Source organism: Arthrobacter sp. 92, assembly GCF_050260325.1.
Classification (GTDB): domain Bacteria; phylum Actinomycetota; class Actinomycetes; order Actinomycetales; family Micrococcaceae; genus Arthrobacter.
Map to the genome: position 1 here is coordinate 4,143,346 of NZ_CP189863.1, position 15,495 is coordinate 4,158,840.

Here is a 15,495-nt window from a genome sequence, read left to right on the forward strand (position 1 = left end):
TCATTATAGTGTGCCGACAATGAGAGATCCGATGGAATCCAGATCTAGGTCAGTTCTTCCGGCAGCCGGCGTGCGCCATGGCTCCCCCCTCAAGAGACCGCGAATTCGTCGTTGGATTGTAGCCTCATCCTGGCTCGCCGTTGCCGCGGTCGTCTCAATTGCGGTTGCTGCATGGCTCGGCTCCAGAGCTACCATCATCAAGAACGAACTTGAAGCCTCGACCCAGCTCATACCCGCGCTCAAGGAAAACATCGCTGGCGAAATGCCCGAAGAGGCTAGAACTACCGTGGCTCAGCTTCGATCCCACACAGCGGCTGCCCGCGACGCCGCAGAAGACCCGCTCTGGACCTTGGCCGCTGCCGTTCCGGGACTCGGAGTTAATTTCAGCGCCATTGCTGAAATCGCCCGATCCGCCGACGACGTTTCCACGCTGGGCTTGGTTCCCCTTGTGAAGGTTTTCAATTCCCTAAACTGGAACAGCCTGCTACCAAGCACGGCGGGCACAGACTTGGAGTCCATTCGAACGGCCTCTCCGAGCGTTTCGGCCGCCGCTCACGCTGTGCGAGCTTCCACCGAACGTCTGAACGCAATCGATGCGAGCAATCTGTGGCCCGAAGTGGCCGAGCCTTTGATGCGGGCACGGCAGCAACTGCAGACCGTCACTGGCGCCCTGGATGAATCAGCCAATGCGGCGCAGATTGCTCCTGGGATGTTGGGAGCCGAAGGACCACGCAACTACTTGCTAATGATCCAGAACAATGCGGAAGCCCGCGCATCCGGCGGTATCCCGGGAGCGCTTGCGGTACTAAACCTTGACAAGGGCAAATTAACCTTGGGTGCGCAAAGTAGCGCGGGGGACGTTGGTGTCATGTCTCCGACTTTGCCTGTGGACATTGAACAGCAACAGATCTACTCCGGGCGCCTCGGGAAATACATGCAGGACGTCAACCTAACTCCTGACTTCCCCACTGCGGCTAATACGGCCCAAGCAATGTGGCAGAGAAAAAGCGGACAGCACGTAGATGGGGTGATCTCCATTGACCCAGTGGCGCTGGGGTACATATTGGACGCGACCGGACCGATCAAGATTACCGACTCAAACCTAAAAGCCGTGGCCCGGGGGGGCTTGCCTACGGAACTTAGCGGCAAGAACGTTGTCCCGACTCTCCTTTCCGACGTATATGCCAAGATCGATCAACCTAAACTTCAAGATGCCTACTTTGCAGTGGTTGCAAGAGAGATATTCGCAGCGCTTTCGGGCGGCCAAGGTAATTCAAAGGGTCTGCTCGAGGGCATTACCCGCGGCGCGTCTGAAGGCCGGGTCCTGGTGTGGTCCAGCATGATCGATGAACAGGCACTGATCGCTAAATATCCGCTAAGCGGCTCCATCACGGGTCCCAGCGTCGCACCGGCACAGTTCGGCGTGTACTTCAACGACGGAACGGGCGCCAAAATGGATTATTACGTCAAGCGGACGGTCCAATTGGTGAAGGAATGCACGGATGACGACTTCGGCCAGGTGAAGGTGCGAGTAACCAGCACCAACACGGCGCCTGCAGATGCCGCCACGTCATTGCCAGAATACGTGACCGGCGGGGGCTTGTTTGGAGTTCCTCCAGGGTCGGTCCAAACCAATGTAGTTATTTACGGACCAGCGCAGGCGAACGTGGAAAATGCCGCCGTGGATGGAAAAAAGACAGCGTTCGCAGCCAATAGGCAGAGCGGCCGGCCTCTAGGAACGGTCACGGTAACTTTGGCGCCAGGCCAGACCAGCACCGTGGAGCTGACTTTCAGTAAGATTGTGCAGCACACAGAACCTAACGTAGTTGTCACGCCGACTGTTCAAGCTGTCAAGGACGTTGTCCTCGCCACGAAACCAGCAGATTGCGTCTCCGGCAAGTAGACTGCGCGTTAACAGTTTGTAAAGCGACTTGATTCACTTTGGTACGACTGGCACCGGGTGTTAGTCTCTACTCGGGCACAGCAGTAACTGAGATTTCGACCTTGAGCCACTCGAGGGAAATCGGAAATCTCTACAGAACGTAACAATCGCTTACGGTCTCATATTTACGGTCTCAGGGGGACTAATTGAAGAAATCACTCGCGGCACTCGCGCTTGCAGGATCCATCGCTCTTATCGGCGCGGCACCGTCTGTTGCCGCCACTTACCCGCCCCTCCCGCCTCAGGCAGCCGTCTCCGACGGTACCGTGGGCCCGGGCGAGCAGTTCGTCTTCCGTGGCCAGGGCTTCATGGCCGGCGAAGGCCTCACTATCTCGGTAACACCGGGGGGCCGTCCTGCGTCAAACGGCGCAAGCGTTGCCAACGGTAGCCGTTCGGTGTCCGGCAAGATCACGTTGCCGCTGGCTGCGCAGTCCTTCGCGGCGACTGCTGATGCAAAGGGTGCCGTTGCTTTCCCGATGAGCATTAGCGAAACCGGGACCTACAGCATCACCGCCACCGGCAACACCTCCGGCATCACGGTTGGTCCCATCAGCGTCACGGTTGTAGGTGCCGCCCTGGCAAACACCGGCTCTGTTCCGCTGGCTAACACCGGTGGCGCTGCCCTCGCCAACACGGGTGCTGACGCCAGCCTGATCCTGTGGTCGCTCGTGGGCGCAGGCGCACTGGCCGCCGGCGCAACCTCCGTGGTTGTAGTTCGCCGCCGCGCCAAGGCTGAGGCCGCGGCGTAAGGAAAAAAACCTATACGCACCAAAGAAGGTGGGCGGCACTCCGGGAAACCGGAAACCGCCCACCCTCCGCATTTAAGAAGCACAAACATACCAAGGCCACGATTTGCTTCGGTAGTCATTAGAGCTAAGGAGAGAAGACATTGGCGGAGATTACTCGTTGGCCGTTCTGCGAACCTCCTGAGGCCCGTTTGACCGCGTTACAGCGGCCCCCGGTGTGGCGCGGAGTCCTGATCGCATCACTGATGGTCCTCGCGATAATTGGCTTCTGGCCCAGCCCGGTGGACGCCCCCATCCAAGGCCAGCTTGCGAGCCGACTGAAGTTCCTGCAAAATCACGGATTTCCACTCTGGGTCAACTATTCCCTGGTGGAGGAATCCGCCAACGTGGTGCTCTTCATTCCTTTAGGTGTGACGGTGGGGCTGGCCTTCCCGGACAAGCGGTGGTGGCAGAATGCGGCGTTTGGAACCATGGTGTCCGGCTGCATTTGAGTTGGGCCAGTTGCTGTTTCTTCACAGCCGGGTTTCAAGCCCCATTGATGTTGTCACAAACACCGCAGGTTCCGTCATAGGCGTCCTCCTGGCGGGAGCATTACTCCACGCCGTGGGACAAAAACAGGCCCAACGCCTGCCGGCGTTGAGCCTGTCTCAATAAACCTCTTTAGTTAGAACGAGAAGCCCAGATTAGCTGACAAAGGCTTTCATCCAGGTCTTCAGCTCTTCGCCGAACTCCACGCGCTCCGAAGCAAGCGTGATGACGGCTTTCAGGTAGCTCAGCTTGTCCCCGGTGTCGTAACGGCGGCCCTTGAAGACCACTCCATAAACGCCGGAGCCCTCCCCCTCTGCAGCAGCCAGCGTCTGCAGTGCGTCGGTCAGTTGGATCTCTCCCCCGCGGCCGGGTTCGGTGATCTCCAGAACGTCGAAGACTGCCGGGTGGAGCACGTAGCGGCCGATGACGGCCAGGTTGGACGGAGCCTCCTCAACGGAGGGTTTCTCCACCAGGCTGTTGACCCGGACGTAATCCTCACCGGGTACAGCGGAGATGTCCGCGCAACCGTATGCGCTGATCTGGGACGGATCCACTTCGATCAGTGCGATCACAGAACCGCCGGTCTTGGCCTGGACGTCCATCATGGTGGTGAGCAGCTCGTCACGCTCGTCAATCAGGTCATCACCCAGAAGCACGGCGAACGGTTCGTCACCCACGTGCTGGCGTGCGCACAGTACGGCGTGTCCCAGGCCCTTCGCCTCGCCCTGGCGGACGTAGTGCAGCGGCCCGAGGCCTGAGGCGTCCTGAATGGCGTTCAGGCGGGCTGTGTCGCCCTTCAGTTCCAGTGCGCGCTCCAGCGACGGTTCGCGGTCGAAGTGGTCCTCCAGGGAGCGTTTGTTGCGTCCGGTGATCATCAGGAGGTCCGTCAAGCCGGCGTCCACCGCTTCCTGAACCACGTACTGGATGGCCGGCTGATCAACAACCGGCAGCATTTCCTTCGGCATTGCCTTGGTGGCGGGCAGGAAGCGAGTTCCCAGTCCGGCAGCAGGAATGACGGCTTTTCTTACGGTTTTCCCCAGAGTCATAGCTGCACCATACAAATCGATGGAGGATTCTGGCAATCCGGGCACCGGTGTGACGCCATGCTATTCGCCCTTGAACACCGGGCTGCGCTTCTCCTGGAAGGCCCTAATACCCTCGGCGTAGTCGTCGGTTTTGCACAGCCGGGCCTGCTCGGAGTTCTCCTCCTCCATGGACTCCCAAAGGCCAAGGCGCTGGTCGCGGATGTGCGCCACCAGCTCCTTGCTGGCCGTGAACGCCCCTGTGGCACCGGTGGCCACGTTCGCCACGATGGCGCGGGTGTTCGCCAGCAGCTCATCCGCGGGCATGGCGCGGCTGAAAAGGCCCTGCGCCACGGCCTCGGCGCCGCTCATGAGCTCAGCGGTGTAGATCAGATCCAGCGTCCGGTGCATTCCCAGGCGTTCGGTGAAGTACCAGTGGCCGCCCGAATCCAGCGTGGCTCCGAGTTTGGCGAACGGGGAGCCGAACTTGGCGTTTTCCGCCACGTACACCACGTCCGTGACCAGAAGCAGGCCCAGCCCCACGCCCAGGCACGCGCCTTGAGCCGCGGCGAAGGTGGGGGTGGGGAAGACGCTCATTTTCTTCAGCAGCGGCTGGACGAAAGTGCCAAGGTAGGCCAGTGCGTCGTCGGTTTCCGGCGTCACGCCGGCAATGTCCCGCCCGGCGCAGAAGGCGCGGCCCTCTCCCCGGAGCAGCAGCGCCCGCACCTCACCGGTGTAGGCGGCGGCAGCGGCGTCGTCGTACGCGGCCCCCAGGTCGGACAGCGCCGCCTCGTCGAGCGCGTTCAGCTTGTAGGGGGCGTCCAGGACGATCTCGGCGACGCCGTTTTCGATGGAGAGGGAAATCATGGAACTCCTTGAATGGGTGGAACGGCTCAGACGTCGAAGTCGACCGTGACTTCAGGGGTGGTGGGATGCGACTGGCAGGTCAGCACGTACCCCTTGTCCAGTTCATCCTGCTCCAACGCGTAGTTCTCGTCCATGGTCACAGCGCCGGCCACCACCTTGGCGCGGCAGGTTCCGCACACGCCGCCGGCGCAGGCGAACGGCACGTCCGGGCGGACGCGCAGGGCCGCATTGAGGATGGATTCGCGGGCGTGGGTGGGGCTGGCCACCTCGCCCTGGAGTCCGTCCAGCTTGAACGTGATCTTGTAGGTCTCCTTGGATTCGTCGGCGATGACGGGTCGGCCGATGTTGCCCTCGGGACGGTCCGGCTTGCCGGAGGTGAACAGCTCGAAGCGGACGTGCTCCGGCTCCACGCCACGGGCCGCGAGGGTGTCCCGGCACAACTGCACCAGCTCAAACGGCCCGCACAGGAACCATTCATCCACGTCATCCGCATGGATGGCGGTGCCCAGGAGCGCCTGGAGCTTCTCGGCGTCGATCCTTCCGCTCAGCAGCGGCGCGATGCGCTGCTCGCGGGACAGCACGTGGTGCAGGGCCAAGCGGCTCGGGTACTTGTCCTTCAGGTCCGCGAGTTCCTCAAGGAACATCACGTCCATGGCGGCCTTGTTGGCGTAGATCAGGTCGAAGCGCGTCTCCGGGTTCGCCGCCAGCAGGGTGCGGGCAATGGCGATCACCGGGGTGATGCCGGAGCCGGCGGCGATGGCCACAAAGCTTCCCGGCTCCCCTGCCAAGACAGTTTCCATACCCTTCGGGTCATTCATGGAGGTCATGACGTTCTGTTCCACAGCTTTGCCGTCGCGGCCGTGCTTGGACACGAACGCGCCCATGGGGCTCATGACGTCCAGGGTGTCGCCGGCCTTGAGCTCGGCGTTGGCCCAGGTGGAGAACAGGCCGCCGAGGTCCTTCTTGATGGCCACCCGGATCTCGCTGCTGCCGTCCGCGAAGCTGCGGGGTTCGGCGCAGATGGAGTAGCTGCGGCGGATCTCATGCGGCTCGCCGGTTTCGTCCGGCAACGTGGTGCGCAGGGCCACGTACTGGCCGGGGAGGTAGTCGAACTGGCCGGCCAGTTCCGCCGGGACACCGAACGTCACCTCGATGGCATCGTTGGTGAGCCGGCGGACTTCCGCCACGGTCAGTGTGTGGAAGGACGCACGACGGCGGCCGGTGGCCGTGGCCGTCTGGGCGGCGGTCTGGCGGACAACAGTCATGGGAGCACCTGTTCCTTACAAAACTTTGAAGTAGTCGAACGGTTCCTTGCAGTCCTGGCAGACGTAGAGCGCCTTGCAGGAGGTGGAACCGAAGCGGGTGAGTTCCTTAGTGTTCAACGACGAACACTGGGGGCATTTGACGGCGAGGCTCAGACGCACCGGGCCGGAGTGGCCGCCGGCTGCGGACCGGCCGCTGGGCGGGGCAATCCCGTACTCTTTCAGCTTGGCCTTGCCGGCCTCGCTCATCCAGTCAGTGGTCCAGGCCGGAGAGAGCACCAGCTCAACGTGGACATTGGGGTAACCCTCTTTGGCGAACACCGTCTTGAGGTCATCCCGGATGGCATCCATCGCAGGGCATCCGGAGTAAGTGGGCGTGATGGTGACCTGAACGGCCGGAACCATCCCGCCGTCGTCGAACAACTTCACGTCCCTGAGGATGCCCAGGTCAGCGATGGTCAGCACCGGAATTTCCGGATCGCAGACCGTGGCGGCGAGGTCCCAGGCTTTCTGCTCCGGAGTCCTTGTGGCCGCGTGCTCCTGGCGGGCAGTGGGGTGGCTGACGTACATCTCCGCCATGGTTACCAGCTCGCTCCGGGGAACTCGCGGGCAAGCACCTGCATTTCGGCGAGGATGTAGCCCAGGTGTTCGGAGTGCAGTCCGCGGCGGCCGCCGCCAAGTGCAGGTTGAACCTGCGGCACGTCGAGTTCGGCCTCGGCCAGGACCTCGCCGGTGAGGCGGTCAAAATCGGCCCGGAGGCTGGAGGGCTGAACGGCTGCGCCGGACTCGCTGAGACGGCCGGTGAGCTCGTCATCGCGGAAGAGTTCGTCCACGTAGGGCCAGATGACCTTGAAGCCATGGATCATCCTCTGGCGGGATTCGTCCGTGCCGAGGGCCAGGCGAAGCACCCACTGGGCACTGTGGTCGCGGTGGTAATCCACTTCCTTCACGGCCTTGGCGGCGATGCCGGCCAGGGTGGCGTCGGTGGACGAGGTCAGCCGGCGGTAGAGCTCGTACTGGTAGTAGCTCACCACGAACTGCCGGGCGATGGTGACGGCGAAGTCCCCGTTGGGCTGCTCGAAGAGCTCCACGGAACGGAATTCGTTTTCTCGGCGGAAGTAGGCGAGATCATCCTCGCTCTTGCCCGTTGCGCCGCCGGCGTAGGTGAGGAAGGAGCGGGCATGGCCCAGCTGGTCCAGGGCGATGTTGCCCAGGGCGATGTCCTCTTCCAGCTCCGGGGCCCGGGAGATCCAGTGGCCCAGGCGCTGGGCCAGGATCAGGGCGTCATCGCCCAGCCGCAGCGCGAACTCGGCAACGTCGTCGGTGGGTTTGGCCGTGCCTCGGCGCACCTCGAGGGCGATGTCTTCCGGCCGGAGCGCGTTGCCCGGTGTGATGCGGGTGGCGCTGGCAGTGGCGTCTCCGCTGGTGCCGGCGGTGGTGACGCCCACGGAGATGTCCCCGTGGCCTGTGGTTTCCTGAGTGGCTTCGGGGATGGTCACAGGTGCTTCACGCCTTCGCTCTTGGTGTAGTACGTGGCATGGCGGTAGTCCTTGCCCTGCGGCGATTCGAAAAAGGCGCCTTTGGCGTCCGGATCGCTCGCGGCGATGGCGTCCGCCGGGACAACCCAGATGGACACGCCCTCGTTGCGGCGGGTGTACAGGTCGCGGGCGTTGCGCAGCGCCATCGCTGCGTCCGGCGCGTGCAGGGAGCCGGCGTGGACATGTGAAAGGCCGCGGCTGGAACGGACGAATACTTCCCAGATGGGCCAGACGTTGCCGGCGGGGGTTTCGGGGCTCATGCTGCGGATTCCTTCTCTGCTTGTTTGCGTGCGTACGCGGCGGCGGCTTCGCGCACCCAGGTACCGTTCTCGTGTGCCTCGCGGCGCCGTTCCAGGCGCTGGGCATTGCAAGGCCCTCGGCCGGCCAGGACCTCATGGAACTCGGCCCAGTCCAGCGGCCCGTGCTCCCACTTCTTGGTCTCTTCGTTGAAACGGATGTCCTTATCCGGGAGGGTGAGCTCCAGGACCTTGACCTGTTCCATCATCATGCCCACGAACCGGTTGCGCAGTTCGTCGTTGCTGAAGCGCTTGATGTTCCAGGCCATGGACTGCTTGGAGTTGGGCGAATCATCATCCGGGGGGCCAAACATCATCAGGGCGGGCGCGTACCAGCGGTTCACTGCCTCCTGCGCCATCTGCTTCTGTTCCGGTGTTCCGTGCGAGAGTTCCAGCAGGATTTCGAAGCCCTGGCGCTGGTGGAAAGACTCTTCCTTGCACACCCGGACCATGGCCCGGCCGTAGGGCCCAAACGAAGCGCGGCACAGCGGCACCTGGTTGGCGATGGCTGCGCCGTCCACCATCCAGCCGATTGCTCCCATATCCGCCCAGGTGCGCGCCGGGTAGTTGAAGATCGAGGAGTACTTGGCCTTGCCGCCCATCAGGTCCTGCATCATCTGGTCGCGCGGCTGGCCCAGGGTCTCGGCGGCGGAGTACAGGTACAGGCCGTGGCCGGCCTCGTCCTGGACCTTGGCCATCAGGATGGCCTTGCGCTTCAGGCTGGGGGCGCGGGAAATCCAGTTGGCTTCCGGCTGCATGCCGATAATCTCCGAATGCGCGTGCTGCGAGATCTGGCGGATGAGGGTCTTGCGGTATGCCGCGGGCATCCAGTCCTTGGGCTCGATCCGCGAGTCCTCAGCCATGACGCGGTCAAAGTACGCCTGGCCTTCCGCCTCAAGGCGCGCCGCTTCTTCGAGCTGTTCAGGTGTCAGCTCAGCGGGCACTGACTGCAGGGTCTGCGATGCCATGGTTGCTCCTATGCATATCCGATAAATAATTACCGACCGTTCGTTCAGGATATGCGGAAGCCGCGAGGCACGTCAAGCACACCGGTGCCGGCTCCGGTCGATCCCGCGGCTTCCCTTCCGCCCACAGGTATGACCATTGCTCCCAGCGTGGTTCACGGGGGACCGGACACCACGCGTGTTAAGTTGGACGCCAGGGATCACGCCGATCTGCCAGCCGTACCCGAAAGAGCCCTCACCGTGGAATCGCCAACGCCCGTCCGGATTTTGACCGTCTGCACGGGAAACATCTGCCGCTCCCCCGTTGCCGAACGGCTGTTGCAGGCCGGGCTGGACCAGGTTTTGCCCGGAGCGTTCCAGGTGCGCAGTGCCGGGACCCGGGCCATGGTGGGCGATCCCATCCAGCCGCTCTCCGCGGACATCATCCGGATGTACGGCGGCACCGAGCGGGGATTCGCCGCACGGCAGCTGACCCCCAAGATCCTCGGCGAAACAGACATCGTCCTCACCATGACTTCCAGGCACCGGGGCGAAGTGTTGCAGCTGGACGCTTCCCTGCTCAAACGCACCTTCACCATCCGTGAGTTCGCCCGGATGCTGGAAGCGCTTGAGGAGCGGGACAACGCCGCTGGCCCCACTGAAAAAGCACCCGACGCCGGAACACTGTGGCGCGGCCTGCCCGCCCGCCTCGCCTCGGTGCGGCACCTGGCGCTGGCCGCGGATGCTGCGGACAACGAGGTGGTGGACCCCTACCGCCGAAGTCCCGAAGTGTACCGCCAGATGGAAGACGAACTGGCCCCGGCGATCCTCACTATCCTTCGCTACGCCCGGCTGAACACGCCCGCGTAAGCCGGGCCGCCGTCGTCGGCGCTTTCCACCCCCAACGGTGGTAGCGTCCCATCATGGACAACCAGTCAGGTCCGGAGGATGCGGCTGCGGGTCCCCCGCCACGGGGAGCTGGCACACGGCTCGCCACTTGGTGGCGGGCTCGTCCCACGTGGCTGAAATCGGTATTGGCCCTGGTACTGGTGATCGCACTGGGGGCAACGGCCTACGCATTTTCCCAGGCCGGACGTGGCCCGTCCCCCGCCCCCTCAGCCAGCAATGGGCCGGCGACGGCGGGAAACCCCACCTCAGCTGCGCCCACTACGCCGGCACCGACACCGACACCCACCCCGGAGCCCCCCACCGCGGACATGAACGTCCTGCTGCTGGGCAGCGACAACCGGGGTGACGCCCGGGCGGCCGAGGCGCAGGCAGCCGCGGGGACGCCGGCCGATCAGCGCTCGGACATGATCATGCTGGTCCATATCCCCGCCGACCGGCAGAAGATCTACGGCATCTCCATCCCGCGCGACCTCTGGGTGGATATTCCCGGGTATGGCCAGTCCAAGATCAACGCAGCGCTGGGCCTCGGCGGCATGCCGCTGGTGGCGAAAACCGTTGGGTCGCTGTTCAACACCCACATCGACCACACCGCGATGCTGGACTTTGAAGGTTTCAAGACCATTACCGATGGCCTGGGCGGCATAGACGTGGACGTAACGTTTCCTTTCACGTCCACCCACGACTCCCGGCACGATTTCCCTGCCGGCATCAACCACCTCAACGGTGCCGAGGCGCTGGAGTTCGTCCGGGAACGCTATGCGTTCTCCGACGGCGACTTCCAGCGGATCCGCAACCAGCAGACCTTCCTAAAGGCCGTGATAGGCAAATTCATGAGCGCCAGCACCCTGACCAGCCCGGCTACGGTGCGGAACGTGGTGAATGCCGTGCGTCCCTACCTGATCGTGGACCAGGGCCTCGACGCCGAGACCCTGGTCCATTTGGCCTTCAGCCTTCGCAACGTGAAGCCGCAGGACGCCGTGCTGTTCAGGGTGCCCACGGCCGGCTTTGGAGTCAGCACGGACGGCCAGTCCATCGTGCTGCAGGACCCGGCCGCGATATCCGCCCTCGCCACCGCACTCGCCGAGGGCAAGTTGACCGATTATGTGGCCGCAAACGGTTTTGAAAACGGAAACTGAGGCTGGGCTGGGCTGGGCCTGGGGCTTACGCTGCCAGCCGGAGTGCGCCGGCCGGCCTGCGGATCCGGCCGCTGGGTGCCGGGCTGCTGCTAGCGGGCCCGCCGCTCCTCGGGGTACTGTCCACCGGGGCCAGGATGCGGAGGTTGCATTCGGCCTGCTGCGGATCAATGGATGCCGGCAGGTGGTGGGCTTCCGAACAGGCCTGCAGCTGCTCCATTGCTGCTGCGTCCACGTTCGCGTGGCTGACATCCACCACCAGGCGGAGTCCTTCTTTCAGGTGGTTGGCCCTCTTCACCACCACATACAAGGCCTGGAGGCTTTTCGCCGTCACATGACCCTGCGCTGCTACTTCCGCCTCGCCACAATCGAGGTCCAGCCGGACTAAAACCTTAAGTTTGTTGTTCAAGTGCTTCCCCTTCGTGCACGGCCGCGACGCTGCGACCGCCCCCAGCCTAGGGAGCGGATGTGACGCAGGCAACACTTGGCGTCACATCCGCGCTGGTGCGCGTTATGAACAGCGTGGGCCCTTGAACAACCGCGGGACTGTGCGGTAGTGGGCCAATCGCGGCTGAGCCGGCTGCAGCTGGGCTTAGGACGGCGTGCACACGTTGAAGGGCCGGCGGTGCCTGGGGAAGCCTCGGTCTCAGAAGGCTTATCACCGCCGGCCCAGTTCAACGGGGTCCGGATCATGGTCCGGGCCGTCTGACAGGCCGGTGACTGACCCAGGGGGACCGGGTCACTCACCGACCGGACAATGTAAGCCTATGAATGGGGTTGGCGGTTGGGCTTGAGTGGCCACTACCTGTCTTTTTGCGACATGAGTATCGGTTGGGGCCACCGGCTACGCAGGGAACCAGGCACTCCATGCCCGCTGGCGCCCTGCGTGAGCCCGGCTATTTCAGGTACGCGTGGAGCGCGTCCGCGGCGTCCCGTGGCGCGAGGCCCGCGCCCTTGATCTTGCCCAGGTCCAGCACGCTGTTCAGCGGGCGAGGAGCCGCCGGCTTGTCCTTGAAATACTCCTCGGTGCTCACCCCCGAGACCGATTCGCGTGCCTCGCCGGCGAGCTCGTAGGCCTCGGCGGCGATGTCTGCCCACGACTGGGCGGGGCCGTCGTTGCTGAGGTTGTACGTGCCGTACTCCGCGCCGGACTCCAGGAGGTGCCGGATGCCGGCGGCGATGTCCTCGGTGAAGCTCAGCCGTCCCATCTGGTCATTGACCACGGACGGTTTGACGCCGCGCCCTGCCAGGGAGGTCATGGTGCGGACGAAGTTGTTGCCCTCACCGATGACCCAGCTGGTGCGCACGATGTAGTGCCGGGGAACCACACTGACCACGGCATCGCCGGCGGCCTTGGTCTGCCCGTAGACACCGAGCGGGGTGAACGGTTCGTCCTCGTGGTGGATCCCGCGTGTGCCGTCGAAGACGTAGTCGGAGGAGACGTGGACCAGGATCAGGTCATGTTCCACCGCGGTCCGTGCCAGGCGTGCCACCGCGCTGACGTTGATGTTCCAGGCCGCGGCCCGGCCTTCGGCCGTCTCGGCGGCATCCACGGCTGTGTAGGCGGCCGCGTTGATCACCGTGGAGTAATTTTTCCAGTTACGGGCGGAGAAGGAGTCCGCGCGGGTGAGGTCAAACTCGTTCCGGCCGGCGAACTCCACCGATGCATTGCCGGCGTAGAGTTCCCGCAGCGCCTTGCCGAGCTGGCCGTCCGCGCCCAGGACCAGGATCTTCTTCGCCGGCATGGGCACCACGTCCGCGAGGCGCGGGTGGGCCTTGTCCTTGTCCGAGAGCTCGGCCTGCTCCAGCGGGACGGGCCAGGAAATGGCCGCGGTCTCGTCCGCGAGGTTGAGGAAGGTGTACTGGCCCTGCGCGTCGGCGGACCAGTGATCATTGACCAGGTATGTGTAGGCGGTGTTGTCCTCCAGGGTCTGGAAGGCGTTGCCCACGCCCCGGGGGATGAAAATGGCCTGGCTCGGATCCAGTTCCGCCGTGAAGACCGCGCCGAACGACGGACCCTCACGCAGATCCACCCAGGCGCCAAAAATCTTCCCCGTGGCCACGGAAATGAACTTGTCCCACGGCTCGGCATGGATTCCGCGGGTGGTTCCGGCTTTTTCGTTGAAGGAAATGTTGTTCTGCACGGGCCGGAAATCGGGAAGGCCCAGTGCCAGCATTTTTTCCCGCTGCCAATTCTCCTTGAACCAGCCGCGGTTATCCCCATGGACCGGAAGGTCATAGAGGACCACGCCCGGAATCGGTGTTTGGTGGGCAGTGAGCTTTTTCGAGAATTCGATCGGCATATCCCTACTGGCCCTGTTCCCTGTATTTGGCTTCGGTGGCCGCCTTCTGCGGGCGCCACCAATCCTGGTTGTCCCGGTACCAGGCGATGGTGTCCTCGATGCCGGCGTCGAAGTTGGAGAACGCCGGCACCCAGCCGAGCTCCTCGCGGAGCTTGGAGGAATCGATGGCGTAGCGGAGGTCATGGCCGGGCCGGTCCACCACGTGGTCGTAGGCGTCCGGCTCCTGCCCCATGTGCTGGAGGATCTGCTCCACCACGTCCTTGTTGTTCTTCTCCCCGTCCGCGCCGATCAGGTACGTCTCGCCAATGCGTCCCTTGTCGATGATGGCCAGGACCGCGGAGGAGTGATCGTTCGCGTGGATCCAGTCCCGGACGTTCTCGCCCTTGCCGTACAGCTTGGGCCGGATGCCGTCGATCACGTTGGTGATCTGGCGCGGAATGAACTTCTCCACGTGCTGGTAGGGGCCGTAGTTGTTGGAGCAGTTGCTGATGGTGGCCTGCAGCCCGAAGGACCGCACCCAGGCACGCACCAAAAGATCCGAGCCGGCCTTCGTGGAGGAATACGGGCTGGATGGGTTGTACGGGGTGTTCTCGGTGAACCGCTCCGGGTCATCGAGCTCCAGGTCCCCGTAGACCTCGTCCGTGGAGATGTGGTGGAACCGCTTGTTGTGCTTGCGGGCCGCCTCGATCAGCGTGTACGTGCCGATGATGTTCGTATCCAGGAAGGGACGTGGATCATGCAGGGAGTTGTCATTGTGTGACTCCGCGGCGTAATGAACCACCACGTCACAGTCCGCAACGAGATCATCCACCACGGCGGCGTCCGCAATGTCGCCCTCAACGAGCGCAAACCTTTCGTCCGGGAGCCCCTTGAGGGAATCCCGATTTCCCGCGTAAGTGAGCTTGTCCAGGACCGTAACGCGGTGGTCTGTGTGCTCGAGGACATAGTGGACAAAGTTCGAACCAATGAATCCGGCGCCGCCGGTCACGAGGAGCTTCTGCATGATTTACATAGTTTCATAACACGCCCGATTTGGTTGAACCTGAATTCACCGGGGAAGATGGGCGTCATGCGCGGAATTATCCTCGCCGGGGGGACCGGTTCAAGACTTCATCCGATCACTTTAGGAATCAGCAAGCAGCTGGTTCCCGTCTATGACAAGCCGATGATTTACTACCCGCTCTCCACCTTGATGCTGGCGGGGATCCAGGACATCCTGATCATCACCACCCCTCACGACGGGGACCAGTTCGAGCGCCTGCTGGGCGATGGCAGCCGCTTCGGTGTCAACATCACCTATAAGCAGCAGCCTTCCCCGGACGGCCTGGCCCAAGCCTTTGTGCTGGGCGCCGAGCATATTGGTGACGGCCCGGTGGCCCTGGTTCTGGGCGATAACATCTTTTACGGACACGGCATGGGAACCCAGCTGCGCCGGTTCGCCGACATTGACGGCGGCGCCGTGTTTGGCTACTGGGTGGCCGATCCCTCCGCGTACGGAGTGGTGGAATTCGATGATTCCGGCAACGCAATTTCCCTTGAGGAAAAGCCTGCGGCGCCGAAGAGCCACTACGCAGTGCCTGGCCTCTATTTCTACGACAACGACGTTGTGGAAATTGCCCGTAACCTCAAACCGTCCGCGCGCGGCGAACTTGAGATCACCGACGTAAACCGAATTTATCTGGAACGCGAAAAGCTCCAGGTGGAGATTCTCCCCCGCGGTTCGGCATGGCTGGACACCGGAACTTTTGACTCACTCAACGAAGCCTCCGAGTTCGTCCGTACCGTGCAGAAGCGACAGGGCCTTTCCATCGGCTGCCCCGAGGAGATCGCCTGGCGCATGGGGTTCCTGAGCGATGACGACCTGCGAGAGCGCGCCGAACCACTGGCGAAGAGCGGCTACGGACACTACTTGCTGGAGTTGTTGAACCAGGGCGACCACAGCTTGCTGGCGCGCTAGCCGCCCGCACTACCCCGGTAGCGAACGCGGGCTGCCAGCCCGCGGGCC

At 63.4% G+C, this 15,495-nt stretch carries 16 protein-coding genes; 6 read left to right on the forward strand and 10 right to left on the reverse strand.

Annotation, left to right across the window (positions count from 1 at the left end):
* The first annotated feature begins 31 nt into the window (after window positions 1-31).
* The 3 genes from ACP4XC_RS19250 to ACP4XC_RS19260 all read left to right on the forward strand — a co-directional run bounded on the left by ACP4XC_RS19250 (window position 32) and on the right by ACP4XC_RS19260 (window position 3,179).
* The gene (locus tag ACP4XC_RS19250; RefSeq protein ID WP_427172302.1) at window positions 32-1,903 is read left to right on the forward strand and encodes a DUF4012 domain-containing protein; all 1,872 of its coding nucleotides are present in this window, start codon (window positions 32-34) and stop codon (window positions 1,901-1,903) included.
* Between the two features lie 185 nt (window positions 1,904-2,088).
* Complete coding sequence (locus ACP4XC_RS19255) at window positions 2,089-2,691, forward strand: LPXTG cell wall anchor domain-containing protein (RefSeq protein WP_427172303.1); 603 nt, start codon at window positions 2,089-2,091, stop codon at window positions 2,689-2,691.
* A 140-nt stretch (window positions 2,692-2,831) separates the two neighbouring features.
* Window positions 2,832-3,179: a hypothetical protein gene (locus ACP4XC_RS19260; RefSeq protein ID WP_427172304.1), complete on the forward strand. Its 348-nt coding sequence runs from the start codon at window positions 2,832-2,834 to the stop codon at window positions 3,177-3,179.
* Between the two features lie 192 nt (window positions 3,180-3,371).
* Here the strand turns inward: ACP4XC_RS19260 and galU are convergent, their stop codons facing one another.
* From galU to paaA, 7 genes are read right to left on the reverse strand one after another with little or no spacing between them, the layout of a single operon-like run.
* Entirely contained in the window at window positions 3,372-4,262 is an 891-nt protein-coding gene (gene galU, locus ACP4XC_RS19265; protein WP_427172305.1) for a UTP--glucose-1-phosphate uridylyltransferase GalU, read from the reverse strand.
* Between the two features lie 60 nt (window positions 4,263-4,322).
* Window positions 4,323-5,105, reverse strand: coding sequence for an enoyl-CoA hydratase/isomerase family protein (locus ACP4XC_RS19270; RefSeq protein WP_427172306.1), 783 nt, complete (start codon window positions 5,103-5,105; stop codon window positions 4,323-4,325).
* Window positions 5,106-5,131: 26 nt separating this feature from the next.
* Window positions 5,132-6,370: a 1,2-phenylacetyl-CoA epoxidase subunit PaaE gene (gene paaE / locus ACP4XC_RS19275; RefSeq protein WP_427172307.1), complete on the reverse strand. Its 1,239-nt coding sequence runs from the start codon at window positions 6,368-6,370 to the stop codon at window positions 5,132-5,134.
* Between the two features lie 15 nt (window positions 6,371-6,385).
* The gene (gene paaD / locus ACP4XC_RS19280; protein ID WP_427175168.1) at window positions 6,386-6,937 is read right to left on the reverse strand and encodes a 1,2-phenylacetyl-CoA epoxidase subunit PaaD; all 552 of its coding nucleotides are present in this window, start codon (window positions 6,935-6,937) and stop codon (window positions 6,386-6,388) included.
* Window positions 6,938-6,948: 11 nt separating this feature from the next.
* Window positions 6,949-7,866, reverse strand: a complete 918-nt coding sequence (gene paaC, locus ACP4XC_RS19285; protein ID WP_427172308.1) for a 1,2-phenylacetyl-CoA epoxidase subunit PaaC — start codon at window positions 7,864-7,866, stop codon at window positions 6,949-6,951.
* Window positions 7,863-8,165 (reverse strand): 1,2-phenylacetyl-CoA epoxidase subunit PaaB, encoded by a 303-nt coding sequence (gene paaB / locus ACP4XC_RS19290; protein ID WP_427172309.1) that lies wholly within the window; start codon window positions 8,163-8,165, stop codon window positions 7,863-7,865. The genes paaC and paaB overlap by 4 nt, the downstream gene beginning before the upstream one ends.
* On the reverse strand, window positions 8,162-9,169 hold the full coding sequence (paaA, locus tag ACP4XC_RS19295; RefSeq protein ID WP_427172310.1) for a 1,2-phenylacetyl-CoA epoxidase subunit PaaA: 1,008 nt from the start codon (window positions 9,167-9,169) through the stop codon (window positions 8,162-8,164). Before paaA ends, paaB begins: the two co-directional genes overlap by 4 nt.
* A gap of 237 nt (window positions 9,170-9,406) precedes the next feature.
* On the opposite strand from paaA, the gene ACP4XC_RS19300 reads away from it, so the two are divergent.
* Together ACP4XC_RS19300 and ACP4XC_RS19305 are read left to right on the forward strand one after the other, a co-directional pair.
* Window positions 9,407-10,015: a low molecular weight phosphatase family protein gene (locus tag ACP4XC_RS19300; protein WP_427172311.1), complete on the forward strand. Its 609-nt coding sequence runs from the start codon at window positions 9,407-9,409 to the stop codon at window positions 10,013-10,015.
* A 53-nt stretch (window positions 10,016-10,068) separates the two neighbouring features.
* Entirely contained in the window at window positions 10,069-11,190 is a 1,122-nt protein-coding gene (locus tag ACP4XC_RS19305; RefSeq protein WP_427172312.1) for an LCP family protein, read from the forward strand.
* Between the two features lie 25 nt (window positions 11,191-11,215).
* Here the strand turns inward: ACP4XC_RS19305 and ACP4XC_RS19310 are convergent, their stop codons facing one another.
* From ACP4XC_RS19310 to rfbB, 3 genes are all read right to left on the reverse strand, one after another.
* Window positions 11,216-11,596, reverse strand: coding sequence for a hypothetical protein (locus ACP4XC_RS19310; RefSeq protein ID WP_427172313.1), 381 nt, complete (start codon window positions 11,594-11,596; stop codon window positions 11,216-11,218).
* A 487-nt stretch (window positions 11,597-12,083) separates the two neighbouring features.
* On the reverse strand, window positions 12,084-13,490 hold the full coding sequence (locus ACP4XC_RS19315; protein ID WP_427172314.1) for a sugar nucleotide-binding protein: 1,407 nt from the start codon (window positions 13,488-13,490) through the stop codon (window positions 12,084-12,086).
* A 4-nt stretch (window positions 13,491-13,494) separates the two neighbouring features.
* Window positions 13,495-14,493 carry a dTDP-glucose 4,6-dehydratase gene (gene rfbB, locus ACP4XC_RS19320; RefSeq protein ID WP_427172315.1) on the reverse strand — a complete coding sequence of 333 codons (999 nt, stop codon included), beginning with the start codon at window positions 14,491-14,493 and terminating at the stop codon, window positions 13,495-13,497.
* A 66-nt stretch (window positions 14,494-14,559) separates the two neighbouring features.
* Between rfbB and rfbA the strand changes: the two genes are divergently transcribed.
* Entirely contained in the window at window positions 14,560-15,447 is an 888-nt protein-coding gene (gene rfbA / locus ACP4XC_RS19325; RefSeq protein WP_427172316.1) for a glucose-1-phosphate thymidylyltransferase RfbA, read from the forward strand.
* Window positions 15,448-15,495 lie beyond the last annotated feature (48 nt).